Here is a 24,802-nt window from a genome sequence, read left to right as displayed (position 1 = left end):
GGATCGACGGCGCCGGCGGTTCAGGCGAGTGCACGGTGGTTCCTCATCGGGTGGTGCGGCACGGGTGCGCGGGTCGCGGCGGCGACCTGCGCGGCGTAGGTGTCCTGTCCCTCGGCGCCGCTGCCCGGCAGTCCGGTCAGGCCCGGCAGCAGGTCTCCGAAGGCGTTGACCTCGGCCACCGCGAACCGGCGCCAGCCGATGGCGGGCAGCAGGTCGACGCCGACGCACAGGGTGCCGGGGAAGCAGGCCGCGGCCCGCTCGCAGATCCGCAGGGCCTCGGCCCAGGCCGCCGGTCCCGCGGCCCGGATCACGGCGGACAGGTCGCCGCGCCGGCCGCCGAGGTGGAGGTTGGTCATCGGGGCCCGGCTGACGCGCACCACGGCGTGGGTGGCCCGTCCGGCCACGACGACCACCCGCAGGTCGGCCGCGCCGTCCCCGAGGGAGGCCTTGGGCCACCAGCGTTCGAGGTGGAGGCCGTCGGGGGCGAGGGCGTCGACCAGGGCGGCCACCTCCGGCTCGCGCGTGAGGCGCCGTACCCGCAGGGAGTTGAACAGCCGGCCGTCGACCGCCCGCTCCACGGACGTGGTCGCCCTGATCCGGCCCCCGCCGGCCGTCTCGACGGCGACGACGCCGGAGGCGGAGGAGCCGTGGGCGGGCTTCAGGAACATCCGCGGCATGCGGTGGGCGTCCATGAGGGCCCGTACGTCGTCCCAGCCGCGCACCGGTGTCGCGCCGCCGGAGGTCGGCGCGTCCGGTACGGGGACGCCGGCGCGGGCGAGCGTGCGGTGGCAGCCGCGCTTGTCGAAGAGGACGGCCAGCTCGTCGGGGTCGTCGAGGCGGCGGCCGCCGCTCAGCGTCCGTACGGCGGCCGTGAAGGCGGCGTACCAGCGGGCTCCGCCCTCCACCCGGGTCGGGTCGTCCGTGCCGCGCAGCAGGCGGTCGACCTCCGGGTTCTCGCCCGGCGACTCGACCCGGACGATCTCGTCGGCGGCGAAGGCCGCGCCGCCCGCGCGCAGGACGTCCGTCCAGGGCACGATGCGCGGCGCGGGCAGCCCGGCGGCGCGCACGGCCCCGGAGAACAGGGTGACGCGCCGGTTCTCCGGGTTGCCGACGACCGCCCAGCGGGGCGGGCTCGCATGGTCCGTCATGGGCCGGGTGCTACTCGCCGACGGCGACGTAGCGCCAGGTGCGGCCGTCGTACTCGTCGTCCTCGGCGTTGCCCCGTTCCAGGTCGAGCAGGACGCCGGCGCCGCCGAGGACCTCCTGGAAGCGCTCGCGCAGCGGCTCGGTGAGGTAGTTGTGGTGCAGGTCCAGCTTCTTCAGGTGCGTCAGGGGCTGCCCGGCGAGCAGCGCGGCGCCGCCCTCGTCGGTGAGGACGCCCATGGACAGGTCGAGGGTCTCCAGGCGGGCGGCCACCGGCGCGGAGGCGACGGCGGACGCGATCGCGTCCTGGATGTCGCTGTTGCGCAGGCCCAGGTGGCGCAGGCGCGGGAGGCGTTCCCCGTCGAGGATCGGGGCCACGTCGGTGATGCTCGCGTCCCCGCCGTACTCGGACGTGCCGAGCCACAGGTCGAGGCGCTCCAGGGCGGGCAGCTCGCTCGTGGCGACGCCGCGGACGGCCGCGGCGGGCATTCCGCCGGTCTCGACGGTCAGGGAGCGCAGCGTCCGGTGCGTGACGGCGGGCAGGACCAGCCCGGAGCCGCCCCGTACGCCGAACTCCTCCAGCTCCGGGAAGCCGTCGAGGAGCGGGCCGACGTCCCCCTGGTTGATCCAGGAGATCTCGCACTGCTCCGACTCCATGTCCCCGAGGAACAGGGCCCGCAGGGCGGGCAGTTGGGGGCGTGCGTCGAGGAGCGCCGCGAAGATCTCCTCCGGACCGGTGTCGTAGGCCTCCGCCCAGGAGCCGACGACGATCGCGCGGACCGCGGTGGTGTCGACCGCCGCGCGGAACCGGGCGAAGGCCTCGGTCCAGCTCTCCTCGCTGTCGTAGCTGTCACAGCCGATCCGCCACGCGACCTCGTCGGCCTCGGGCAACCGCGTGTCCGCGTCCTTCGGGCCCGGGAAGTCGATGACGGGCAGCCCGCCGAATCCCGTCAAATGCCTCGGGTAGCTCATGGGGTGCCCACCGTTCCTCGCCCGTCGCGTCAGATGCGCTGCCAGTTGTAGCAAGCCGCACCGACAGGGCCCGAGGTGGGGTGCGGGGGCGGCGGGGCGGTCGTCCGGTCCGGGGGCCCTCCGTCCGGTTCCGGCCAGGATGTCGGCCCCGCCGTTTTCGGGGAGCGTACAACCGTGGTGGTAGGCGGTCGCCGCCCCCGGTGGTAGGCGGGAGTGCACTCCTGGTGGGCCGACAGGAGCGGTGACCGGCGGCTACGTTGTCGTTCGTTCCGCAGGACCCGGGACGGAGGTTCGCCGCATGCAGACCCGTATGGCCGATGACCCGCGCAGGCGAGTGGCGTGGGGGATATCCCTCGTCCTGATCGCGGTCACCGCGCTCCTCGGGGGCGCGCCGGACGCCGCGACGGCGACGCCGCTCGCGCCCCCGCCCGTTCCGCCCGTTCCCGTCCTGGCCTGGGGCCCCTGCGACGGGGCGGCCGCCGAGGATCCGGACGACGGCTTCCAGTGCGCGACCGCCCTGGTGCCGCTGGACCACCGCCGCCCCACGGGGGACACGATCCCGCTGGCCGTCACCCGGCGGCTCGCGAGCGACCGGACCCAGCGCACCGGTGTCCTGCTGCTGCATCCGGGCGGACCGGGCAACTCCGGCGTCGACTTCGCCCGCAACAGCTACGACGCCCTGCCGGCCTCCCTGCGCGACCGCTTCGACGTCGTCGGGTACGACATGCGGGGCGTGGCGCGCAGTGGACAGGTGGAGTGCTGGAACGACGAGGAGTACTCCGCCGCCGTCGACGCCGCACGGGGCGTACCGGCCCCGGGATCCCTGCGGGAAGCGGTCCGGCAGGGCCTCGACTTCGCGACCGCCTGCGAGGAGCGCGCCGGGAACCTCGTGCCGTTCCTCGGCACCGGGTCGAACGCCAAGGACATCGACCTGCTGCGTCGGGCCCTCGGCGAGGAGACCCTCTCCTTCTACGGCCGTTCCTTCGGCAGCTACGTCGGCACCGTCTACGCCGCCCAGTTCCCCCGGCGCGTGCGGGCCATGGTCCTGGACGGCGGCTACGATCCGCGCACCTACGCCGACGTGCCGTACGCCTACGACGCCGCGCAGTTCGCCGCCCTGGACTCCGCGGTCGGCCGGTTCCTGGACTGGTGCGCGCAGTCCGCCGCGACCTGCGGATTCGGTGACGGCGAGCCCCGGCAGGCCTTCGAGCGGCTGAAGCGGGCGCTGGACGCCGACCCGGTCGTCACCGCGAGCGGACGCCCGGCCACGGGTTACACCCTGGCCTACCGCCTGATGTTCAACATCAACTCCGGCAAGGTCATCTGGCCCCACCTGGGGCAGGCCCTGCGCGCGGCCCAGGACCGCCGGAGCTCGTTCCTGTTGTCGCCGCCCTCGCCGGGCTCCTTCGACTTCCTCAACGTCAACCTGGCCGTCGAGTGCGCCGACCGCGTCTACCCGACCAGCCGGCTGCTGCTCGGCACGCTGGTGAGCGCCGAGGCCGCCTCAGCTCCCCTGCTGGGACCGCCCGTCGGCCTGGGGCCGCCCACGTACGACCACAATCACGCGCCCACCTGCGCCCAGTGGCGGGCGGAGCGCCCGAGCCGGTACGCGGGCTCCTACCGGGCGGCCGGTTCGGCCCCGATCCTGGTCCTCGGCACGACCGGGGACCCGGACACCCCGTACCAGGACTCCGTGGCCCTCTCCCGGACGCTGGACAACGGGCGGCTGCTGACCTTCGCAGCCGAAGGGCACACCGCCTACAACCGGAGCGCGTGCGTCAGCGCCTTGGCGAACGACTACCTCGCCACGTTGACCCTCCCGGCGCGGGGCACCGTCTGCGCCGACGAGGCGCCGCCGACCGTGCTCGGCCTCCGTGCGACGGGCCTGGAGGTGGACGAGACGCAGGACGTGATCCCGGTCCTGCGCTGATCGGCCGGGCCGGGTCCCGGCCACCGGGCCCGCGGCCGGGACGCCCCAGCGGTGCAGGAGCCCCGCGTGACGTGCGCCACCCGGCCCCGGTCCCCGCCCCCCCTGCCATCCGTTTATGCTGGGAGGAGCGAAGGGGAGTAGTCCCGAAATACCGCTGGTCGACATACTGGACAGGGCAACCCGTCCCGGCCATCGGGCCCCGGCACTCGGTGCCGTGGTGGACGAGACCTTCGGCCAAGCATGACCCGGTCCGCACACGCGTGCGGGCTGATCCGTCGTGCCGGGCCGAGTGGTTCTCCCGTCGCCTCCTGGGTGTCGTACGAGCTGACGGCCCGGCCCCAGCAGAAAGCACCAGGATGACTCTCGACCCCCTGGCGATCGTCACCGCCTTCGGGCTGATCTTCCTCGCGGAGCTCCCCGACAAGACCATGTTCGCCTCGCTGGCCATGGGCACCCGCATGCGCCCGTTGTACGTCTGGTTCGGCGCCTCCACGGCGTTCGTCGTGCACGTGGCCATCGCCGTCGGCGCCGGCAGCCTCCTCGGGATGCTGCCGGACATGCTGGTCAAGCTCGTCTCCGCCGCCCTCTTCGCGTTCGGCGCGGTCGTGCTGCTGCGCAGTGGGGACGACGAGGACGAGAACGGCGCCGCGAAGACCGTCACCGGCTTCTGGGCCGTGTACACGACGGCGTTCATGGCCGTGTTCATCAGCGAGTGGGGCGACCTCACCCAGATCACCACGGCCAACCTCGCCGCCACCAACGGCTGGCTGCCCACCGCCATCGGCTCCGCCCTCGCCCTCATGTCGGTCTCGGCCCTCGCCCTGCTGGTCGGCCGGTTCATCGCCCAGCGCGTCCCGCTGAAGAGGGTCCAGCGCTTCGGCGCCGTGTGCATGGGCGCCCTCGCCGTCTGGACCCTCGTCGAGGCCTTCACCGCCTGACACACAGGATCGTCATCCCGCGGCGGGCGGAGTCCGGGGCCCGGGGGGAGGCCCGGTTCGACTTCTCCCGCGACGAGCGGCTGCCCGAGGCGCCCGTCCGGGACGGCCGTGCCGCCCCCGGCGACGGCGGGGTGACGGTGGTGCGGACCGCGAGCCGTGCGTGTCGCTCGCCCGGAGGCCCCGATGGCTCCTGCTGTCCCCCTCCGGGCCGGGAACTAAGATCGCGGGCATGGTCGAACACGAAGCCCTCCGTGCCGTCCGCGATGCGTACGACGACGCCGCCCCCGCCTACGCGCGGTTGTTCAGCGGCTCGTTGCGCGACAGTCCCCTGGACCGGGCGATGCTCGGCGCCTTCGCCGAGGTCGTCGGTGGGTGCGGGGACGGTCGGGTCGCGGACGTGGGGTGCGGTCCCGGCCACGTCACCGCCCACCTGAACGGGCTGGGGCCGACGACGTTCGGCGTCGACGCCTCGCCCGCGATGGTCGCGTTGGCTCGACGGGCCCATCCGGGCCTGCGGTTCGAGGTGGGCACGATGGCCGCGTTGGACATCGCGGACGGGGTACTGGGCGGCGTGCTCTCCCGCTGGTCCGTCATCCACACTCCCCCGCCGGAACTGCCCGCCGTCCTCGCGGAGTTCCACCGCGTGCTGGCACCCGGCGGCCATCTCCTGATCGCCTTCTCGGCAACGGACGGCCCGTCGCCCCCGACGCAGGTCTTCGATCACGCGGTGGCCCCGGCCCACCGCTGGTCCCCCGATCACCTCGCCGCGCTCCTGCGGGAATGCGGTTTGGCCGAGGTGGCCCGGATGATCCGCGAGCCCCGACCCACCGACCGGCGACCGTTCCGGGAGGTCCACCTGCTCGCCCGCAAGGCCGAGTCCGGCGGCGGCCGTAACCGGTGATCGCGCGGAGGGAAGTGGCCGGGCATCGCGGGTGCGGGCGCCGCCGTCCACGTCCTCGCGCCGGAGTTCGGCTACCGGGCGACGGTGAGCAACATCGCGTACGGCGCCGCGGTCGCGCTCGTCCACGGCGTCACCGCGCTACGCCGACGTGGGACGGGCGGCACGCCGTCGACTGCGGCTGAGGGGCCCATCGGCGAGGATGGGCGCAATGACACTCTCCGACGCTGTGTACCTGGCCGTGGGAATCGGCGCGCTCGGCGCGGCCGTCATCCCCCGGCTCGTCTTCCGGCAACCGCTGTCCATGCCCATGGTCTTCCTCGCCGCGGGCGCCCTGGCGGCCCTCCTGCCGGTGCCGATCGTGGAACCGGGGCGCGATCGGCTCTGGATCGAGCACGCCACCGAACTGTGCGTCATCGTGTCCCTGATGGGAGCCGGACTCGCCCTGAACCGGCCGGTGGGACTGCGCCGCTGGCAGGGCCCGTGGCGGCTCCTCGGTATCAGTCTGCCGCTGACGATCGCCGCGATGACCGCCGCCGCCGCACTGCTGCTCGACTGGCCGCTCGCCCCGGCGCTGCTCCTCGCCGCGATCCTGTCGCCGACGGACCCGGTGCTGGCGGCGGAGGTGCGGGTGGGCGAGCCCACCGACGTGGAGGACGACGAGGACGAGGTCCGCTTCTCGTTGACCGCCGAGGCGGGTCTCAACGACGGGCTCGCCTTCCCCTTCGTACTCGCCGCCCTCGCCATGGCCGCGGCCGGCGGCGCCTCGGGGGCCGGTTGGATCGGGCACTGGTTCCTGGTCGACGTGCTCGCCCGCATCGGCATCGGCGTCGCCGTCGGCATCGTCACGGGCCGACTGCTGGGCAGGATGTTCTTCCGGGCGCGGCCGGACGCACTGCGCCTGTCCGAGCACATGGAGGGGTTCGTCGCCCTCGGCGCCACGTTCGTGGCGTACGGCGCCACAGAGCTGCTCCTGGGCTACGGGTTCCTCGCCGTCTTCGTCACCGCCTGCACGATCCGGGCCGCCGAACGCAACCACGGCTACCACAAGGTGCTGCACGAGTTCACCGAGCAGATCGAACGGTTGCTCACCGTCTTCCTGCTGTTCCTCCTCGGCGCCTACCTCGTCGAACACGGTCTGGCCGCACTGACCTGGCAGGGCGCCCTGGTCGGTGTCCTGCTGGTGCTGGTCGTCCGGCCGCTCGCCGGCTGGGTGGGCCTGCTCGGGGCCGCCACCGGGCCGCGCGAGCGCGTGGTCACGGCCCTGTTCGGCATCCGCGGCATCGGCTCGCTGTTCTACCTGGCCTACGCGCTCGGCCACAGCGACCGCTTCGCCGGCTACGCGGAGCAGCTGTGGTCCGTCGTCGCGTTCACCGTGCTGCTGTCCGTCTTCCTGCACGGCGCCGCCGCCACACCCGTCATCCGCCGCCTGGACCGGATGCGGCGCGACTCGCCCACACCGCCGTGACCGGGCCGGCGAACGGCCCGGCCCGGCCCGCGCGCGCGGGCGCGGGGTCCGTCCGCCGACGGTTCAGCCGCCGGACATCGTCTCCTGGAGCCAGTCGAAGACGACCTCGCAGTGGAGTTGGGGCGCCATCGGCGAACAGTGGAGCTGCGCGCCCTGGGCCGCGGTGAGCTTCACGTAGTCCTTGGGCGAGGTGAGCTTGTCGTACAGCTGTCGTGGCTGGCCGGGGTAGAACTGCTCGCCCTCGTAGTCCAGGACCAGGGTGGGTGTCTTGATCCGGCTGACGACGGAGGTGATGGCCAGTGCCCGGATGCGGGTGGCGGGCGTGTAGAAGTCGGTGAACAGTTTGCCCCGGCGGGCGTCGAGCATCGCCGGGATCGAGAAGGGCTCGAAGCGCTTCTTCATGACGGCGGCGGCGTCCGGCGGGAGTTCGGGGACGACCTCCTCGTTCCAGATGTTGTTCGTCTCCTCCCTGTTCGGTGTGAGGATCTGCCGGATCTCGGGCGGGAAGCCCAGCCAGGGCTCGACGCAGCCGGGCATCGCCACCAGCGCGGCGAGCCGGTTCTCGAAGGCCGCGGCCCGCGGGGCGAGGTCCCCGGCCATGCTGAGGCCCGTCAGGGCGATCCTGTCGGTGTCCACGTCGGGTCGGGCGGACAGCCAGTCGATGAGCGGGCTGACGACCTTCTCCCAGGTGGGGGTGAACACCACTTGGTCGACGAAGAGGAGCTGTCCCTGCCCCGGACCGTCGTAGACGAGCGCGTTCCAGCCCCGTTCGAGTGCGGCGGGGACGCCGTAGGTCCACATGTCGACGTTCTGGCCGTCGCTGCCGTTGGTCAGGATCACGGTGGGGCGCGGGGTGTTCGACGTGTCGGGCCGGAAGAACCACACCGGCAGCGGCGTCGAGCCGTACGGGACGTTGGCCTTGACCGGGGCGGGTTCGCACAGGTCGCAGAAGGTGTCCCAGGCCCTGCGGCCCGATCGGTACAGCTGCTCCTCGCTGCTCGGATCGTCGGATCCGAGGACGAAGAACAGTGCCTGGCCGTAGTACTGGGCGGCGCGCAGCGCCCGGAACCGTTTGGTCCGGTCGTCGGCCGGCGCGCCCGGTGGTGCCTGCAGGAGTTGATCGCCGAGTGTGCGGAAGGTCTCCACGTACGTCTGCGCGGAGAGGCCCGCCCGGTTGATCGTGTTCACCGCGGTGAGGACCTCGCCGACCTCGGCGGAGCCGGCGCCGGAGCCGCCGAGCGCGAGGAGTCCGTTGAAGTTGTAGCCCGGGTCCTTGAACAGCGTCATCGCGCCGGGGGTCAGGTCGGCGCCGGCGGCGGAGGCGGACGCACTCGGTGTGGGGGTGGCGCGCAGCACGGGTGCGGCGGCGCCGGACGTACCGCCGGGGGCGCACCCCGCGGCGAGGGCGGTGCCCGCGCCGGCGAGGAGGAGGGCGCGGCGAGTGGGACCGGATTCCCGGTCGCCTGATATGGACGTCATACCAACGGAACGTAGCCCCGCCCGGGCCCGCCCACCTCTCACCTTGCTCCGAACGGACGACGAGCCCGCCCGCGCCGGGCCGCCCATCCGCTCGTCCACTTCGAGCTGTACGGCAACGTGACGTACTGGGTCCTGACCATGTCCACGGTCGGAGCGGTGTTCCGGCGCTCGGGGAAGGCGACACGACCCTGGCCGCCGTCCTGTCGTCCCTCGGTTTGTGGGCCTTCCTGAAGCCGCCGTCGGTACCTGGGGCAAGGTGCTGATCAGCATCGGACTCTTCGTCTCCGTCCCGGGGGTCTACCCCGCCTGGACGTTGATGGCCGCCGAGGTCCTGTTCGTGGCCGCCAAGGACAAGGACATGCCGCGCTTCCTCGGCCGCGCCACCGCCCAGGACGTACTGGTACCGGCCCTCGTGATGACGACCCCGCTGTCGCAGATCGTGCTGATCGTCACCGGTGGCCCGTCGTACGTAGCAGGATGTTCACGAACCGGGTTGCCGAAGCCGCTGGTGCGGGCCCTTCCACTGTGGTTCTCTGAGGCCATGACCGTACTTGTGACCCGCCGCCACGTGGACTACGTGCGTGTCACGACGACGGCCTGTACCGCCGCCCTCTGACGCGGCGCCGCGACCCCGGTCGCCCCTCTCCCCGCACCGTGCGCACCGTGCGCTGATGCCGTCCCGTCACGGCACCGGCTCCCGCCGTGCTGCCCGGCGGTGACCCCTCCCGCGCCGTGGTCACCCGTGCGTACCGGCCGCTCCGTACGTCGGGCTCCCCCGTCATGCCCCGCCACTCATCCGGCACCCCATTGCCCCACCCCGCCCCGTCCGGCGGGCTCCGTACGCGTACCGAGGAGAAGCATGAGCCAGCCGATCGACGCCGTCACCGCAGGCCACACCCCCCAGGACGAGGCGGGCGGACCCGACACCTCCGCCTGGTCGTTCGAGACGAAGCAGCTGCACGCGGGGGCCGCCCCCGACCCGACCACGGGCGCCCGGGCGGTGCCGATCTACCAGACCACCTCGTTCGTCTTCCGCGACACCCAGCACGCCTCCGACCTCTTCTCCCTCGCCGAGCCGGGGAACATCTACACCCGCATCCACAACCCCACCCAGGACGTCTTCGAGCAGCGGATCGCCGCACTCGAAGGCGGTGTCGCCGCCGTCGCCGTCGCGTCGGGCCAGGCCGCCGAGGCGCTGGCCCTGCTGAACGTGGCCGGTGCGGGCGACCACATCGTCTCCAGCGCCTCCCTCTACGGAGGCACCTACAACCTCTTCCGGCACACGCTGCCGAAGTTCGGCATCGAGGTGTCCTTCGTGGACGACCCGGACGACCTCGATGCCTGGCGGGCCGCGATCCGGCCCACCACGAAGGCCCTGTTCGCGGAAACCCTCGGCAACCCGCGCGGCAACGTGCTCGACGTCCGCGCCGTCGCCGATGTGGCGCACGGGGCCGGGCTGCCACTGATCGTGGACAACACCGTGCCCACGCCGTTCCTGCTGCGCCCCATCGAGCACGGGGCCGACGTCGTCGTCCACTCGGCGACGAAGTTCCTCGGCGGTCACGGCACGACCCTCGGCGGTGTCGTCGTCGACGCCGGAACCTTCGACTTCGGCGCGCACACCGAGCGTTTCCCCGACTTCAGCGAGCCGGACCCCAGCTACCACGGCCTGCGCTACTGGCCCGCGCTGGGGCCGGGCGCCTACGCGGTCAAGCTGCGCGTGCAGTTGCTGCGCGACCTCGGCCCGGCCATCGCGCCGCACTCCGCCTTCCTCCTCCTCCAAGGGGTGGAGACGCTGAGCCTGCGCCTGGAGCGCCACACCTCCAACGCCCAAGCCTTGGCCGAGTGGTTGGAGGCGCGCGACGAGGTCGCGGTCGTGCACTACCCCGGCCTGCCCTCCAGCCGCTGGTACGGGGCCGGGCGCCGCTACCTGCCGCGCGGCGCCGGCGCCGTGCTCTCCTTCGAGTTGGCGGGTGGCGCCGAGGCGGGCAAGCGCTTCGTGGACGCGGTCGAGCTCTTCAGCCACCTCGCCAACATCGGTGACGTGCGCAGCCTCATCATCCATCCCGCCTCCACCACCCACAGTCAGCTCGACGAGGCGCAGCTCGCCGCCACCGGAACCTCGCCGGGGTTGGTGCGCCTCTCCGTCGGCATCGAGAACCTCGCCGACCTCAAGGCGGACCTGGAGGCCGGCTTCCGGGCGGCGAAGGAGGCGTCCTGAACCCCGGGGGGCCGATCTCGTCGAGGGCGGGCGTCCCGGCGGGTCCCCCTCCGGCGAGCGGCGCGTGGCGGGAGGGGGACCCGCCGGGGCGCCGGCAGTGGCACCGCCCGGTACGTGACCTGCCGTTGGAGGCGGGCGGTCGGCTGCCGGGCGTGACCCTGGCGTTCGAGACGTGGGGCCGGCTCGCGGCAGACGCCTCGAACGCGGTCCTCGTACTGCACGCGCTCACCGGCGACAGTCACGTCGCCGGTCCGGCCGGGCCCGGGCACGCCACGCCCGGGTGGTGGGACGGGCTGGTCGGTCCGGGCCTGGCGCTGGACACGGACCGCTGGTTCGTCGTGGCGCCGAACGTCCTCGGGGGCTGCCAGGGCAGCACCGGGCCCGCCTCGCCGCGCCCCGACGGGCGCCGCTGGGCGGGTGCGTTCCCCCGGCTGACGCAGCGCGACCAGGTGCGCGCCGAAGCGGGGCTCGCCGAGGCGTTGGGGATCGACCGGTGGGCACTGGTGGTCGGCGGGTCCATGGGCGGGATGCGCGCCCTGGAGTGGGCCGTGTCGTTCCCTCGGCGGATGGCGGCGTTGCTGCTGCTCGCCTGCCCCGCGGCGGCGAGCGCCGACCAGATCTCCTGGGCCTCGGCGCAACTCCACGCGATCCGCGCCGACCCCCATTGGCGGGGCGGCGACTACCACGACGCCGGACCGGGGCGCGGACCGCACACCGGTCTCGGCGTCGCCCGCCGCATCGCCCACACCACCTACCGGGCCGCCGGGGAACTCGAAGCCCGCTTCGGCCGGCGCCCGCAGGACGGGGAGGACCCGTGGCTCGGCGGCCGTTACCAGGTGGAGTCGTACCTCGACCACCAGGCGGCGAAGCTGGTCGGGCGCTTCGACGCGGCCAGTTACGTCGTCCTGTGCGAGGCGATGAACGCCCATGACGTGGGCCGCGGCCGGGGCGGTACGCGGGCCGCCCTGGGCCGGGTCGCGGCGCGGACCCTGGTGGCGGGGGTGGACTCCGACCGCCTGTACCCGCTGTCGCAACAGGAGGAGCTGGCGGCGGGAATCCCCTCGGCGGACCGGGCCCGGGTGATCGCCTCCCCGTTCGGCCACGACGGGTTCCTCATCGAGACGGAGCAGGTCGCGGCGCTCGTACGGGAACTCCTCGACGGCGGCGACGCCGCCGGGGAGGTACCGGACCCGCGGCACGGGCAGGGCTCGCGGGAGCGCCTGAACTCGAAGACTTGATCGAACGGATGAGCCGGGGGGGTACTCTGCCGAGCGTGATCGGCAGGGTGCGCGCGGACACCCGACTGGAGGCCGTCCCGGTCGACGTCCACCGCGAGCCGGGGCGCTGACGTACCTGGTCCGTTCAGGAGGGGCGGCGGGAGCCGGCCCTCTTCTTCCACGAGGCGATCAGTAGGGTGACCACGGTGGTCACGGCCAGGCTGCCGATGAGGATCATGCCGACGCCGATCACGAAGAGCCCGCTCCCGTCGTCCGACCAGTCGTAGAAGGCGGCGCCGGCCAACCCCAGGCTCGTGCCGAGCACGGCGGCCGCGATGTACTGACGGGAAGCCGCCCCGTACACGGCCACCAGCAGGGTCAGCACGAGCCCGATCACCTGCCAGGCCTCGTACGGGCCGGTCGTGGAGCCGTCCGGCCGCACGTCACGTTCCTGGTCCCACCCCAGCCACCCCGCCCACGCGGCCACCGCCACCACGACGAGCAGCAGGGTCACCAACAGTTCGTGTGCGGGCTTCCGCATGCCGTTGCTCATGGCCCCAGTTTCGGCTCCCCCGTCCGTCCACGGCAGAGCGGGCGTACTCAGATCCACTTGAGTACCCGCCCGCACCGGGCGGGAGCGGCGAGGACGCCGAGGTGTGCGCGTGTGCGGGTCGGCGGGGATGTCGATATCGTCGATTGTGTGCGATCCGCATCGTCGGTTGTGTGCGATCCGCCCGCGTCTTCGCGGGGAGTCCGCTCGCCGGGCAGCCGTGAATGACGGCAGAGGAACACGATCACATGGCACATCACCACATCCCCCCGAATCGTGCCGGCGTCCGCGTAGGTGCGACCGGCGCGGCCACGCTCCTGGCGCTGATGACCGGGCTCGGCCCGGCGCTCGGCGGGGGTGCGACGGTGCCCGGCGGGGACGGGCAGAAGCATCCGGCCGGGAGCCGCGCGGCCGCCGCCGGCTCGCGGTTCGTGCCCGGGGCCTGCCCCGGGACGAGCGAACCGGTCGCGGCGCTGGAGAAGGCGCGCTGCGGGTTCCTGGAGGTCCCCGAGAACCGTGCGCGTCCCGACGGCCGGACCATCCGGTTGGCCGTCGCGGTCGTACCGGCCACCTCCGCCACACCGGCGCGGGACCCGGTGGTGTTCATGGCGGGCGGCCCCGGCGGCGACGCGTTCGACGACATCCCCTTCCTGGTCGACGCCGGTCTGAACCGTGACCGGCCGCTGATCGTCATGGCCCAGCGCGGGAACCTCCACTCGCAGCCGAACCTCGCCTGCCCCGAGATCGACCGGTTCGCCGCGCGGGCGGTGGGCCTGCGCTACGACGACCCCGCCACGGAGCGGCTCCAACTGGCCGCCACGCGGGAGTGCCGGGACCGCCTCACCGCCGACGGCACCGACCTGAGCGCCTACAACACCACCGCGAACGCGGCCGACTTCGCCGACCTCCGGACGGCGCTGGGCATCCCCCGGTGGAACGTGTACGCGTACTCGTACGGCACCGACCTGGCCCTCACCTACCTGCGGGAGCACCCCGGGGGCGTCCGCGCGGTGGCGCTGGACTCGGTGACGCCGCCGCAGACCGTCAGCCTTCCGTGGACGTGGAGCAGCGCCCGGGAAGGCTTCGACGCCGTCGTGCGGGCGTGCGCGGCGCAGCCCCGCTGCAAGGAGCGTCACCCGGACCCGTACGGCACGCTCACGGAGCAGGTGCGCGAGCTGGAGGCGCGGCCGCTGACGGTCTACGCCGCTCCCCCGGGCGGCGGGAAGCCCGTCAAGGTCGTCCTCGACGGCGGCGCGCTGGTGAACCTGTTGGTCGGCAACGCCGTACCGGCGGCCGAAGTCCCGGCCGCCCTCGACGAGTTGGCGCGCGGGAATCCGCAACGGTTCGCGCGGGCGCGGGCGGCCGGCGCGCAGCCCGATGTCGGTGCGGTCGCGCACGGGCTGACACAGTCGGTGGCCTGTGCCGAGTGGGTGCCCGGGCACACCCGCTCCGCCGTGTTGGCGGCGGGGCGCGAGGCCTTCCCCGGGTGGCCGGACAGTGTCCTGGCCGAGGCGCCGCAATTGCCGTTCCAACACGAGGCGTGCGGCGTCTGGAAGGTCCCCGACCGGACCGCCGTCCAGCGGGTGCCGACCGTCAGTTCCGTGCCGACGCTCGTCGTCTCGGGGACGTTCGACATGAAGACCGGGGCGAGTTGGGGCGCCCGTACGGCTCGTACGCTGTCCCGTTCGACCATCGTGCGGATCCCGGGGATCGGGCACTTCGTCGTCCCCCAGTCGCCGTGCGCGCAGGAGGTGCTGGCCTCGTTCTTCGCCCGTCCCACGGCGCCCGACACCCGTTGCGTGAAAGGTGTCGAGCCGAAGCCGTTCGCGATCGTCCCGAAGTGAGCGGGAGGCACGATGTCATCGTCCGACGCGCCCCGTCGCACCGTACGCCGCCGGCCCACCGGTGCCACGGCCGGGCGCCGCCGTACCGGCGCCGGCCCTGCCGTAGGTCGCCCGCGTGCCGTGCCCGCCGGATGGGCGGCCGGCCTCCTCCTCGCCGGTCTGATGGCGGCGCCCGCCCAGGCGGCCGGCAGCGGCTCCGGCCCGGGGGCGACCGCCGACGCGGCGATCGGGACGGTCGCGCGGGCCGTCGGCGACGCCCGCTACGATCCCGGCGCCTGCCCGAGGACACCGGAACCGGTGGCCGCCCTCAAGGGGGCCCGGTGCGGCACGCTCAGCGTGCCCGAGGACCGCGCCGAGCCCGACGGCCGGAGGATCGAGCTCGGTGTCGCGATCGTTGCGGCGGAGGCGGAACGGCCGAAGCCCGACCCGATCGTCTGGTTCGCGGGAGGTCCCGGGGACGACGCCGTCGGCGAGGCGCAGATGGCGATCGACGGCGGCCTGAACCGCGACCGCGACGTGATCTTCATGTCGCAGCGCGGTACGTACTCGGCGGACCCGGCACTGACCTGTCCCGTCGTCGACGAGTTCACCGCGCGCTCGGTCGGCCTCGCCTACGACGCGGCGTCCACCGGCCGTCTGCACGTCGACGCCACCCGGACCTGTCGGGAGCAACTCGCCACCCGGGGGGCGCTGCTGAGCGCCTACGACAGCGCCGCGAGTGCCGCCGACTACGCGGACCTGCGGCTCGCGCTGGGCATCGATCGGTGGAACGTGTTCGGCATCTCCTACGGCACCGATCTCGCTCTCATCTACCTGCGCGACCACCCCCGGGGCATCCGGTCCGTCGGCCTCGACGGCGTCCTGCCGCCGTCGACGGCCGGGGCGGCCCTGACGTGGGCGAGCGCCCGGCAGGGTTTCGACGGCCTCTTCCAGGCGTGTGCGCGCCAGCCGGCCTGCGACGAGCGGTACCCGAAGCTGTCGGCGACCTTCGACCGCCTCGTCGGAGAACTCGAAGCCCGGCCGGTCACCACCTCCGTGAAGGTGCCCGGGCGCACGGAGCCGGTCGAGGTGGTGCTGGACGGCGGAGCCCTGGTCAACTGGCTCACCTCGGCAACACATGTGGCGGCCGGTGTGCCCCGCTCCCTCGACGAGCTGGCGCACGGCAAGCCGCAACGGATCGCCGAACAGTGGGCGGCCGGCAAGGTCAGCCCCCAGGCCATCGGCCGCATTGCCCACGGCCTCGCCTACGGCGTCTTCTGCCGCGAGTGGGTGCCCTACGAGAGCCGGGCCGACGCGGTGCGGGCAGGGCAGAAGGCGTTCCCGTCGTTCCCCCGCTCGGTCCTGGCCGAGGCTCCGCAACTCCCGTTCCTGCACGAGGACTGCGCGACCTGGCGGGTGCCGCCGGCGCCGCGCTCGATCCGCGACGTCACCCGGAGCGACGTCCCGACCCTGGTCATGTCGGCCGGATTCGACGCCCAGACCGGAGCGTTCAACGGCCCCTGGGTCGCCCGCACGTTGAGCCGGTCCACCGTCGTCACCATCCCGTACGTGGCCCACGTGGCCTTCGCCGCCTCGCCGTGCGCACAGGAGATCACCCTCTCCTTCTTCGACACCCCGACGGCTCCGAAGACCGGCTGCGTCACGAACCTCAAGCCGCCGCAGTTCGAGATCGGCCCGAAACCCTGACCGCACCCGGACCGCACCGGACCGCACCGCACCGCACCGGACCGCACCGGACCGGGCGGCCGCGCGGCCGTAATTGAGGGGCCCTCCGACCACCCCTCGGCCTAGGGTGGCCGGATGAACGTGATGGAGATCGCGCCCGACCGGAGCGCATGGCGAGCCGGGTTCGATGAGCGGGTGCTCGCGGGGTACCGGGCCGCGGGGTGCTCGGAGCCGCTCGCGCGGGCCCTGCTGGAACGAGCCCTGGAGAACGTCGACCGTTGGACGGTGGCCACGGACGGCTCCGAGTGGATCGCCGTCGAAGTCAAACAGGACAACGGCAGCACGGTGGGCCGCATCCACGACCTGACGGCTCCCGAGGGACGCGCCTGGGCCGAGCAGTGGTGCGCCGAGCAGGGCGCGCAACGGGTGGAGGTCCGCCTCACCGGAGGAGCCGCAGGGTTCGCCGACTACCCCGTACGCCAGCAGATACGGATGCGCGCCTCGGCCGAGCGGCCGGAGCTGCCCGCCGGCCTGACGGTGCGTCCGCTCTCCGAGGAGGAGTACCCGGCCTGGTACGCCGGCGAGGAGGCCGGGTACATCGCGGACATCGTCCGGGCCGGCGTCCTGACGCCGGAACAGGCCAAGGAGAAGTCCGACCGCGACTTCGCCCTCCACCTCCCGCAGGGGTACCGGACCCCCGGTCACGCCTTCTACGCGTTGGAGGCCGAGGGACAGGTGGTCGGCACCGGCTGGGTGCGGCACGGATACCTGCCGGGGGTGACCTTCGGCTTCTCCTTGGAGGTGTACGAGGAGCACCGCGGCAAGGGCTACGGCAGGGCCGCGATGGCCGTCGGCGAATGGGCGTCCCGGCACGGCGGCGACGAGGCGATGATGTTCAACGTATTCGGCGGCAACGAGGTCGCCATGAGCCTGTACGACAGCACCGGTTACGCCGTACTGGACGAGTACCGATCACTCAACGTCCAGGCATCGAACGACTTCTAGCATGCCGGCACAGGCACCCCGCGCCCTGCCGACGGGCGACCCCACCCCGCCTCCCTGCCCTCATCGGGCAGCGGCGAGGATGCCCCTGTGGCGACAAACCTTGAACTCTTCGCGGACTACCACCAGATTCACGTCATGGACGAGGAAGGCGAAGGCGACTTCGGCGATGCGTGGACCGACTAGGCCGTCCAGGACGGGCTCTGTGTCACCGACGGCGGCCTTGCCATCGGTACCGCCGTCAACGTCACCGTGGCGGTCAGCGTGCACATCCTCGGTGACCGGCCTGCGGATGACAGGGAGGACTTCGACCACGTCGTCGAGGCCGGTCTCCACCTGGCTTCGGGACGCCTCGTCGTGATGGGCTGCAGCGAATACTTCCCCGACTCGGCACGCTTCGACATGCCTGCCGATTGGGTTCGGGTACGAGCTTCTCGGCGGAACCTCGCTGCCGCCGTCCATGCGGACATCGACTCGTACGAGTCACCGGAGACCACCGAGCACCTTCGACTGCAAGCCTGGCCGGCCCCGTTCTCCGCGCCGGACATCATCAAGCGGTGGGTACAGCCCGAGACGTAGTCGCCCGTCGCGCGTCGGCTCTTCATGCTCACCGTGTCGTGATGGGGTGGCACAGGTTCCCGGCCGTGAACACGGGGAACTGCGGGCACGGTACGACGCCTGTGCGTGTTCCGGGCGCTCCTCGCGTCGTCGAGGCCGAGTCGACCGGTCCGCCGGGTGCTCCGCTCAGAGGTCGGGACGGAAGCTGAGGGGCGGGAGGGGCCGGGCATGGGGCGCCGTATCCGCTGCGTACGATGGGGGCAGGGGGCGGAGGCGTAGCGCAGAGGTCGTCGCGCGCGGTCTCCAAAACCGTGAGGACGCCGGTTCGAATCCGGCCGGCTCCGCCTCTCCCCCTGCCGCGGACCCCCGCTCCGTCGGGCGCGGACCGGGCTCAGGCGTCGTTCGTGGGGGCGGACCGGCGTGCCCGGAACAGGGCCGGAAAGGCGACGCCGATCCCGCTGCCGATCGCCAGGCCGAGGGCCAGGCCGAGTCCGATGTTGTCGAACACGAAGAGTCCCAGGAGCAGTCCGACGGAAACGCCGGACGATACGCCCGCCGCCAGTCCCTTGGCGGCGGCCGGGTTCTCGGGCGCGACGGGCGCGGACGCCGGCGCCGGAGTCGACTCCGGCGCCGACTCCGGGCCCACGGAACCCGGAGTGGCAGGCTCCGGATGCCCGGGCCCCTGCGTCGTCGACTGCCCTTCCACGGAACGGTGTTCATGCGTCATGCACACAGTCTGGCAGACCCCGGCTCCCGACCCGCCGCCGGCCGGCCCGCCGCAGGTCATCCCTGGTCGAGCACCTCACGGAGGGTCGCCGCGAAGGCCTCCGGCTCACCCTGCTGACCGTACTCGCCGCCGAGGAAGCCCCCGTGGTGGCTGGGGAAGAGGAGCGTTCCGCCGCCCAGCGCCTCGGCGGCGCCGGCCGCGGCGCGCGCGGGGAACTGGCCCTGCGACTCCTTGCCCTCCCCGATGACGATCCTCGTCCCCGCGGCCCGGAGCGCGGCGAAGTCGGGCCGGTAGGCGGTGCAGCCGCGCATGTTCTGCCCCAGCAGGGGGTCGCCGCGCGTGCCGTCGTCCTCGGCGGGCAGGCTGAAGGCGGCCGGGTCCGGCGCGGGCTCGTCCCGCCAGTTCGCCGGGATCGCTCCCGTCCGGGTCGCCATGACCAGGAACTTCGCCATGGCAGGGCCCATCCCCTCGCGCAGGTACGTCGCATGGATGTCGGCGCACACCTCCAGGGCCGCCTCCCGGTCGGGCAGCACCTGCGCCAGAGGCGGCTCGTGCGCGACGAGGGTGCGGACCAGGTCCGGGTGGCGGGCCACCAGGGCCAGCCCGTTGACGGCGCCGCCGCTGCTGGCGAACACGTCGACGGCGCCGACGCCGGCCGCCTCGATCACCCGTCGCAGGTCCTCGGCGTGCTCGTCGGGCATCGTCTCGGCGCCGCCGTCCGTGCGGGTGCTGCGGCCCGCACCCCGAGGGTCGTACGTGATCACGGTCCGGTCGGTGAAGTGCGCGGCCAGGCTCACGAACCCGGCGGCGCCCATCGGGGAGCCGATCAGGAACAGGGCCGGTCCGGTCCCGCCCCCGGTACGGTCGTCCGCGCCGTGGACGTCGTACGTGACGGTGGCGCCCGTGGATTCCAGCGTGCGGGTGACGGTCGAGGTCATGGGTTCCTCCTGCGGGTGAGTGCTGCCGAAGGGTTTGACCGTCGGCGGCGTCGGAACTCATCGCTCTGCGGCGCACGAGTTCCGGCAGCGCCGCGAAACACCGAAACACCGGAGCCCACCCCACCGCGAGGGCGGTGGGGTGGGCTCCGGAAGGGTCGAACCGTGCGGTCGGTCAGCCCGCCGCGGCGGCCAGCAGGACGTCGACGAGCCGCTCGGCGGCGTCGGGCCGCCCGTGCGCCCGGGCGCGCTCCGCCATCCCGTGGCGGAGGGCCGCGTCGGTGAGGAGCGGACCGAGGGCGTTCCAGAGGGTCTCCGGGGTGACGTCGCCCAGCAGGGCGACGGCCGCGCCCGCGTCGGCGAGGTGCTTCGCGTTGTGGGCCTGCTCGTTGCCGGCGGAGGTGGCGAGCGGCACGAACACGGCCGGCTTGCCCAGCGCGGTGAGCTCGGCCAGCGTGCCGGCGCCACTGCGGGACACGACGACGTCGGCCAGGGCGAGGACGTCGGGCAGTTCCGGTCCGACGAAGCCGGTGAGGTGGTAGCGGCCGGCGAGGACGGGGTCCAGGCCGGCGGCGGCCGCGCGGAGCTCGTCCACGTTGGCCGGGCCGCACTGGTGGATCACGTTCGCGTGGCCGAGGAGCCACGGCAGGACGTCCCGGACGACCCCGTTGATCTGCTGCGCGCCCTGGGCGCCGCCGGTGACGTAGACGGTCGGCAGCCGGCGGTCGAAGCCCACGAGGTTGAGCGCGTGCACCGCCTTGTCGGGGTGCCCGGTGAGCACCTCCGGCCGGACGGGGTTGCCGGTGACGACGGCGGCACCGCGCAGCTCGGCGGGGAGCAGGTCCAGCGAGGAGTCGGAGGACAGGGCGATCCGGGTGGCGGAGCTCGCCAGCTTCCGGTTGGCCAGTCCGAGGCGGACGGTCTGCTCGTGGAGGACGAGGGGGCGGCGGCACAGGCGCGCGGCGAGGCCGGCCGGTACGGCGACGTAGCCGCCGGTGGCCAGGACGACGTCGGGCTCGAACTCGGACACGATGGAACGGGCCTGGGCGACGCCCAGGGGCACGCGCGCCATGTCCTTGACGTTCGCCGCGGACAGCATCTTGAGGGGGTTGGCCGAGCGGCGGATCTTGCCCGTGGCCACCGTCTTGAACGCGATGCCCTCGGCGGGCGCGACGCGCGCTTCGAGACCGTCGGCGGTGCCGATCCACAGGACGTCGAGCGTGCTGCCCTGGGCCGCGAGGCGACCTTGCAGTGTCCGGATCGCCGTCAGGGCGGGATACGTGTGACCGCCGGTCCCTCCGCCCGTCACGAGCAACCGGAAGGAACGCGGGAGTGCGGAAGTGTTCACCTTGCACACCCTACTGGCCTCGTACGCGCGTCCTACGATCGCGGGTCGGCGCGGGGTACCGGAGCCGATCGAAGCCCGCCGCGGAGACCGCTGCGAGGGTCGCTGCGGAGACCGCTGCGGGGGCCGCACAACGCGAAGGTCCCGACCCCCTCAGGGGGCCGGGACCTTCGTTTCGGAGCGCTGGGCAAGCCTTGCACTTGCATTTCCCCACGGGAAGTGGGGCGTCTTTCCTTGGACCACCAACGCGCGGGCCGCTGCCGTGATCACGGCGGCAAGCTCAAGATCGACTGTAGCGCATCCGGCGGACTACTCGCAAAGACGCCCGAGGTGGGCGTGGAGGACGTCCTGCGCCGCCTGCCGGCTGAGGTGGCCGATGAGGACGTGGGTGGTGAGCCCGTCGGCGAGGGCGAGGAGCGTACGGGCCTCGCGGTGCGCGTCGAGGGACTCCACCGGCCGGCCGCTCCCCGCGCCGCCCGCCGCCGCCGCCGCCACCACCGCGCCGGTGGCCGGACCCGCGTCCGCGTGCGCCTCCGCGATCAGGCGGGCGAACGCCTCCTGGAGCTCGGCGTAGTTCGCCCTCAGCGGTGTGGCGAGCGCCTCGCTCACGGCGGCCTGCGCGACGAACGCGAGCCAGACCCTGGCTTCGGCCCGGTGTTCCTCGCGCAGCAGCGCGACCTCGGTGGCCGCGTGCCCCAGCGCCGTACGGGCCGACTGGGCCGGGCTCCTGACGAGGCGGGCCTGGACGCGTTCGCCGATCACCTCCCCGATGTGCCCGAGCGCGAACACGAGCATCTCCTCCTTGGTGCGGAAGCACCGCTGGACGGCGCCCATCGACACCTGCGCGCGGGCGGCGACGTCGCGCAGCGACACGCCCTCCAGCCCGTGCTCGTCGGCGAGCTCGCAGACGGCCTCGGCGATGAGCCGCCGCCGGCCCGCGTGATCCACCTGTCGGGGCATGTCCGGCCGCCTCCTGTTCCCGGGTGTCCGTCGTACCGCGCGCTCCGCACGACGCGCGCGCTCCGCTCGCCAGGCTACAAGTTCCGATGCGTTCGCATTGCTTCCGGGCGGCGGTGCGGACCACTGGCGCTGTTCCCGGTCGTCCGCGGGGCCGGCTTCGGCGACGATCACGGCATGACGATGCGAAAGGGCGTACTGCGCCCGGGCCCATGAGGCCCGAAACGCCGGTCCTCCACGGTCCGGCCGATGCCGATCCGCCCGCCCGGCCCGAGGTGTCCTCCCTGGTGTTGCTCGCCGCGCTGTACCGGGGTCGGGACCCGTACGCGGTCGCCGAGGAGTTCGGCGACGGCGGGACAGCGGCCGTGGAGCGGGTGGTCACCGAGGCGCTCAACGCTCACCTGGCTCCGCTCAGGGCCCGCCGGGCCGCGTACGAAGAGGATCGGACGTATGTGCGGGAGGTGCGGCGGGCCGGCAACGAGCGGGCCGAAGCGGTGGCCGGAACCACCTCGGACCGGGTGCGCGAGGCGATGGGAACCCGGTACCGACCTGCCGCCCGCTCCCCCGGGCCCGCCGGTCGACGGCGCCCCCGACGCACGGAAGAGCGGACCCGTGGGCACGGGTCCGGCCCGCCCGGCCGGGCGTCCGCCGGGGTCAGACGCGGTCGGCCGCGATCAGCACGTACTGGAAGGAGCCGTCCTTGTACGAGTTGATGAACGCCTCCTCGATGCCGGTGACCAGGGAGGACGTGGCCCGCAGTTCCCAGTAGGGCAGGGTCGCCGGGGTCAGGTCGATGACGGCCTGCGGTACGAGGCGGTTGTCGGCCAGCGCCCTCATGTACTCGCGCCGGGAGTGGATGTTGCACTCGAAGTGCGCGTTGATCTGCGAGACCCACTTCGAGGGCTGGCCGTAACGGGGGTTCCAGCAACCGGTGATGGTCACGTAGCGGCCGCCGACGGCGAGCACCCGGGAGTGCTCGGCGAACAGGTCGTGGAGGTCGACGTACATGCTCGACTCGTTGTTCCACGAGCCCGCGGCCTGCCCCGTCGCGAAGGGCATGTCGAGCATGTTGCAGACGCGGGCGCGGACGGAGTCGGCGATGCCCAGTTCGTGGGCGCGTTGGTTCGCGAACTCGGCCTGCTTGGCCGACAGGGTGACGCCCTCCACCGTGCAGCCGAAGCGCTGGTGGGCCATGACGGACGATCCGCCGCGGCCGCAACCGGCGTCCACGAGGGTGTCCTCGCGGCCGATCGTCCCGAGGTGGTCGAGCAGGACGTCGGCCTGGGCCGACTCCAGGCGGTGCAGCTCGGCGATCAGCTTCTTCTCGTACTCGCTGTCGGCGGTGTCCCCGAGCGCGGCGTGGTCGACGTCGCCGATGCCGTAGTGGTGGTGGTAGAGCCCGTCGACGTCGCCGAGACGCAGATTCACCGGCCGGGCCTCGTGGTCCCAGTAGCGGGCGATGTCACCTTGGTAGGGCGTCGCCGGGGTGGGGATGAAAGCCGAGGGGGTCGCGGTGGTGAGCTCGGTGTTGGTCACAGATGTGTCCGTCCTTACCAGAAGTCGGGGAGGCTGTAGCGATAGGTGTTGGTCTGGTGCCAGTGGTGGTTGCCGTCGACCCACGCGGCCACGCCCTTGAGGAAGCGCAGTACGTTCGGGACGGGGCAGGCCGCCGCCAGGTCGGCGGCCGCGGCCTCGAAGGCGTGCATGAGTTCGTTGTGGACCTCGACACCCTTGAGGTACGCGTCGCGGACGGAGCAGTCCTCGCGTGCGGCGATCACCACGGGCAGGTTCAGGTGCGTGCCGGGACTCGCCAACTCCTTGGTGTAGGAGTACAGGTCGTTGACGATGGTGGTGGCGTTCCCGGCGAGCGCGAGGACGCGTTGCATCGCCGGTTGGGCGTGCAGGTCCGCCGGCAGTTCGTAGCCGCCGACGGTGTCGGTGATGGTGGGACACGGGCGGAAGTTGTTGAACTGCCGCATCGAGAGGTACTCCCACACCTCCGGGACGTACTCGGTTTCCGCCCAGGAGGCCTCGGCGAGGTAGCCGAGGTGCAGGCGGGCCATGTCGTGCCGGTACCGGTCGGCCTGGGAAGGGGTGGCCTCCTGGAGGAAGTACTCCATGGCCGATCGGTAGGCGCGGCGGGGTGCGTCGGAGTGCAGCGACCGGGCCCAGTCGGGCTGGTACTCGGCCGTCGTGTGGAGGGGGTCGAGCGCGGTGTGCGCCAGCAGGAGGCGCCCGCCGAGGCCGATGGGCGAGCCGCCGTGGTCCTCGCAGTAGTAGTCGTCGACGGCGTTCTCGGCGGCCATCAGCCGGGTGGCGATCATCAGGTGCTCGATGGTGGGGGCGTCCGGATGGCAGCCGACCATGTACCGGCCGAGGGAGAAGCCGTCGAACTGGTCCTCCCAGTCCGGGGGGAACAACTCGACCTCGTCGACCGCCCAGTCCTTGATGCGGCGGCTGATCTCCTCCGCCCGTACGGGGTCGGGTTCCGCCACCGGGTGGTGGTAGAGGCCCGGGATCGGGTTGCCGACCGGCGGCGTGGACGGGTCCACGGGTACGAGGGGTTCCTCGCGCGGCCGGGTCAGGTAGAGGCCCGCCGTGCCCAGTCCGCTCGGACCGCGCAGGATGCGCTCCAGGGCGGGACTGGACGCGGCCGCCGCGGCGGGGGCCGGGGCGTCGGGCGGAGCGGGTACCCCGACGGGCAGCGGCACCACCGGCGCCAGGGGGGCCACCGGCGGCACGGGGAGCGCGGGCGGGGCGGGGGTCTCGGACGGGGCCGGGGCGGCCGGCGCCGCCGCCCCGGGGGGCGGGGCCGGCGGGGCCGGGCGTACGCCGCCGAAGGCGTCGATGCCCCGGTGGTGGCCGTGGGCCCCGAAGCGGGCCGCCGCGCCGGGCAGGCTCGACTGCAGGGGGGAAAGCCCGGGATCGGGCATCCGTGGCTCCTTGCTGGGTG

20 protein-coding genes, 1 tRNA gene and 2 pseudogenes are annotated in these 24,802 nt (G+C 73.2%); 12 read left to right on the top strand and 11 right to left on the bottom strand.

Annotated features, from left to right (window positions below; genetic code table 11):
* Window positions 1-20: 20 nt before the first annotated feature.
* Window positions 21-1,148, bottom strand: coding sequence for an STM4014 family protein (locus tag ACZ4XJ_RS27205; RefSeq protein WP_468497714.1), 1,128 nt, complete (start codon window positions 1,146-1,148; stop codon window positions 21-23).
* A 10-nt stretch (window positions 1,149-1,158) separates the two neighbouring features.
* Window positions 1,159-2,115: an STM4015 family protein gene (locus tag ACZ4XJ_RS27200; RefSeq protein ID WP_468497713.1), complete on the bottom strand. Its 957-nt coding sequence runs from the start codon at window positions 2,113-2,115 to the stop codon at window positions 1,159-1,161.
* A gap of 298 nt (window positions 2,116-2,413) precedes the next feature.
* On the opposite strand from ACZ4XJ_RS27200, the gene ACZ4XJ_RS27195 reads away from it, so the two are divergent.
* From ACZ4XJ_RS27195 to ACZ4XJ_RS27180, 4 genes are all read left to right on the top strand, one after another.
* The gene (locus tag ACZ4XJ_RS27195) at window positions 2,414-4,045 is read left to right on the top strand and encodes an alpha/beta fold hydrolase (RefSeq protein ID WP_468497712.1); all 1,632 of its coding nucleotides are present in this window, start codon (window positions 2,414-2,416) and stop codon (window positions 4,043-4,045) included.
* Between the two features lie 356 nt (window positions 4,046-4,401).
* The gene (locus tag ACZ4XJ_RS27190) at window positions 4,402-4,983 is read left to right on the top strand and encodes a TMEM165/GDT1 family protein (protein WP_468497711.1); all 582 of its coding nucleotides are present in this window, start codon (window positions 4,402-4,404) and stop codon (window positions 4,981-4,983) included.
* A gap of 229 nt (window positions 4,984-5,212) precedes the next feature.
* Complete coding sequence (locus ACZ4XJ_RS27185; RefSeq protein ID WP_468497710.1) at window positions 5,213-5,884, top strand: class I SAM-dependent methyltransferase; 672 nt, start codon at window positions 5,213-5,215, stop codon at window positions 5,882-5,884.
* A gap of 208 nt (window positions 5,885-6,092) precedes the next feature.
* Complete coding sequence (locus ACZ4XJ_RS27180; protein WP_468497709.1) at window positions 6,093-7,349, top strand: cation:proton antiporter domain-containing protein; 1,257 nt, start codon at window positions 6,093-6,095, stop codon at window positions 7,347-7,349.
* A gap of 63 nt (window positions 7,350-7,412) precedes the next feature.
* On the opposite strand, the gene ACZ4XJ_RS27175 is transcribed toward ACZ4XJ_RS27180, so the two are convergent.
* Window positions 7,413-8,828 carry an alpha/beta hydrolase family protein gene (locus tag ACZ4XJ_RS27175; RefSeq protein WP_468497708.1) on the bottom strand — a complete coding sequence of 472 codons (1,416 nt, stop codon included), beginning with the start codon at window positions 8,826-8,828 and terminating at the stop codon, window positions 7,413-7,415.
* A gap of 226 nt (window positions 8,829-9,054) precedes the next feature.
* Here ACZ4XJ_RS27175 and ACZ4XJ_RS27170 point away from each other — a divergent pair.
* From ACZ4XJ_RS27170 to metX, 3 genes and pseudogenes are all read left to right on the top strand, one after another.
* Window positions 9,055-9,282, top strand: a pseudogene (locus ACZ4XJ_RS27170) (arginine-ornithine antiporter); the annotation flags it as partial.
* Between the two features lie 405 nt (window positions 9,283-9,687).
* Window positions 9,688-11,049 (top strand): bifunctional o-acetylhomoserine/o-acetylserine sulfhydrylase, encoded by a 1,362-nt coding sequence (locus ACZ4XJ_RS27165; protein WP_468497707.1) that lies wholly within the window; start codon window positions 9,688-9,690, stop codon window positions 11,047-11,049.
* Between the two features lie 14 nt (window positions 11,050-11,063).
* Window positions 11,064-12,287, top strand: a complete 1,224-nt coding sequence (metX, locus tag ACZ4XJ_RS27160) for a homoserine O-acetyltransferase MetX (RefSeq protein ID WP_468497730.1) — start codon at window positions 11,064-11,066, stop codon at window positions 12,285-12,287.
* Between the two features lie 124 nt (window positions 12,288-12,411).
* Here the strand turns inward: metX and ACZ4XJ_RS27155 are convergent, their stop codons facing one another.
* Entirely contained in the window at window positions 12,412-12,819 is a 408-nt protein-coding gene (locus ACZ4XJ_RS27155) for a hypothetical protein (protein ID WP_468497706.1), read from the bottom strand.
* 245 nt (window positions 12,820-13,064) lie between these two features.
* Between ACZ4XJ_RS27155 and ACZ4XJ_RS27150 the strand changes: the two genes are divergently transcribed.
* From ACZ4XJ_RS27150 to ACZ4XJ_RS27140, 3 genes are all read left to right on the top strand, one after another.
* On the top strand, window positions 13,065-14,660 hold the full coding sequence (locus ACZ4XJ_RS27150) for an alpha/beta fold hydrolase (RefSeq protein WP_468497705.1): 1,596 nt from the start codon (window positions 13,065-13,067) through the stop codon (window positions 14,658-14,660).
* A 12-nt stretch (window positions 14,661-14,672) separates the two neighbouring features.
* Window positions 14,673-16,346 (top strand): alpha/beta fold hydrolase, encoded by a 1,674-nt coding sequence (locus ACZ4XJ_RS27145; RefSeq protein ID WP_468497704.1) that lies wholly within the window; start codon window positions 14,673-14,675, stop codon window positions 16,344-16,346.
* A 114-nt stretch (window positions 16,347-16,460) separates the two neighbouring features.
* Window positions 16,461-17,330 (top strand): GNAT family N-acetyltransferase, encoded by an 870-nt coding sequence (locus tag ACZ4XJ_RS27140; RefSeq protein ID WP_362881189.1) that lies wholly within the window; start codon window positions 16,461-16,463, stop codon window positions 17,328-17,330.
* Window positions 17,331-17,390: 60 nt separating this feature from the next.
* On the opposite strand, the gene ACZ4XJ_RS27135 is transcribed toward ACZ4XJ_RS27140, so the two are convergent.
* Window positions 17,391-17,789, bottom strand: coding sequence for a hypothetical protein (locus ACZ4XJ_RS27135; protein ID WP_468497703.1), 399 nt, complete (start codon window positions 17,787-17,789; stop codon window positions 17,391-17,393).
* A gap of 365 nt (window positions 17,790-18,154) precedes the next feature.
* Between ACZ4XJ_RS27135 and ACZ4XJ_RS27130 the strand changes: the two genes are divergently transcribed.
* Window positions 18,155-18,229, top strand: a tRNA-Trp gene (locus ACZ4XJ_RS27130).
* Between the two features lie 47 nt (window positions 18,230-18,276).
* Here the strand turns inward: ACZ4XJ_RS27130 and ACZ4XJ_RS27125 are convergent.
* From ACZ4XJ_RS27125 to ACZ4XJ_RS27110, 4 genes are all read right to left on the bottom strand, one after another.
* A complete protein-coding gene (locus ACZ4XJ_RS27125) occupies window positions 18,277-18,612 on the bottom strand; it encodes a hypothetical protein (protein ID WP_468497702.1) in 336 nt (111 codons plus the stop codon).
* Between the two features lie 56 nt (window positions 18,613-18,668).
* Window positions 18,669-19,550 (bottom strand): alpha/beta fold hydrolase, encoded by an 882-nt coding sequence (locus ACZ4XJ_RS27120; RefSeq protein WP_468497701.1) that lies wholly within the window; start codon window positions 19,548-19,550, stop codon window positions 18,669-18,671.
* 172 nt (window positions 19,551-19,722) lie between these two features.
* Window positions 19,723-20,895, bottom strand: coding sequence for a UDP-N-acetylglucosamine--N-acetylmuramyl-(pentapeptide) pyrophosphoryl-undecaprenol N-acetylglucosamine transferase (locus ACZ4XJ_RS27115; RefSeq protein WP_468497700.1), 1,173 nt, complete (start codon window positions 20,893-20,895; stop codon window positions 19,723-19,725).
* A 306-nt stretch (window positions 20,896-21,201) separates the two neighbouring features.
* On the bottom strand, window positions 21,202-21,852 hold the full coding sequence (locus tag ACZ4XJ_RS27110) for a TetR/AcrR family transcriptional regulator (protein WP_468497699.1): 651 nt from the start codon (window positions 21,850-21,852) through the stop codon (window positions 21,202-21,204).
* 251 nt (window positions 21,853-22,103) lie between these two features.
* Between ACZ4XJ_RS27110 and ACZ4XJ_RS27105 the strand changes: the two are divergent.
* Window positions 22,104-22,385: pseudogene (locus ACZ4XJ_RS27105) on the top strand (tryptophan--tRNA ligase); the annotation flags it as partial.
* Window positions 22,386-22,503: 118 nt separating this feature from the next.
* Here ACZ4XJ_RS27105 and ACZ4XJ_RS27100 read toward each other — a convergent pair.
* The gene (locus tag ACZ4XJ_RS27100) at window positions 22,504-23,385 is read right to left on the bottom strand and encodes a geranyl diphosphate 2-C-methyltransferase (protein WP_468497698.1); all 882 of its coding nucleotides are present in this window, start codon (window positions 23,383-23,385) and stop codon (window positions 22,504-22,506) included.
* Window positions 23,386-23,399: 14 nt separating this feature from the next.
* Window positions 23,400-24,698 (bottom strand): family 2 encapsulin nanocompartment cargo protein terpene cyclase, encoded by a 1,299-nt coding sequence (locus ACZ4XJ_RS27095; RefSeq protein WP_468497729.1) that lies wholly within the window; start codon window positions 24,696-24,698, stop codon window positions 23,400-23,402.
* Window positions 24,699-24,802: the final 104 nt, after the last annotated feature.

It is taken from the genome of Streptomyces sp. NPDC029836, assembly GCF_055574495.1.
This window is presented reverse-complemented; position numbering and strand designations above follow the sequence as displayed.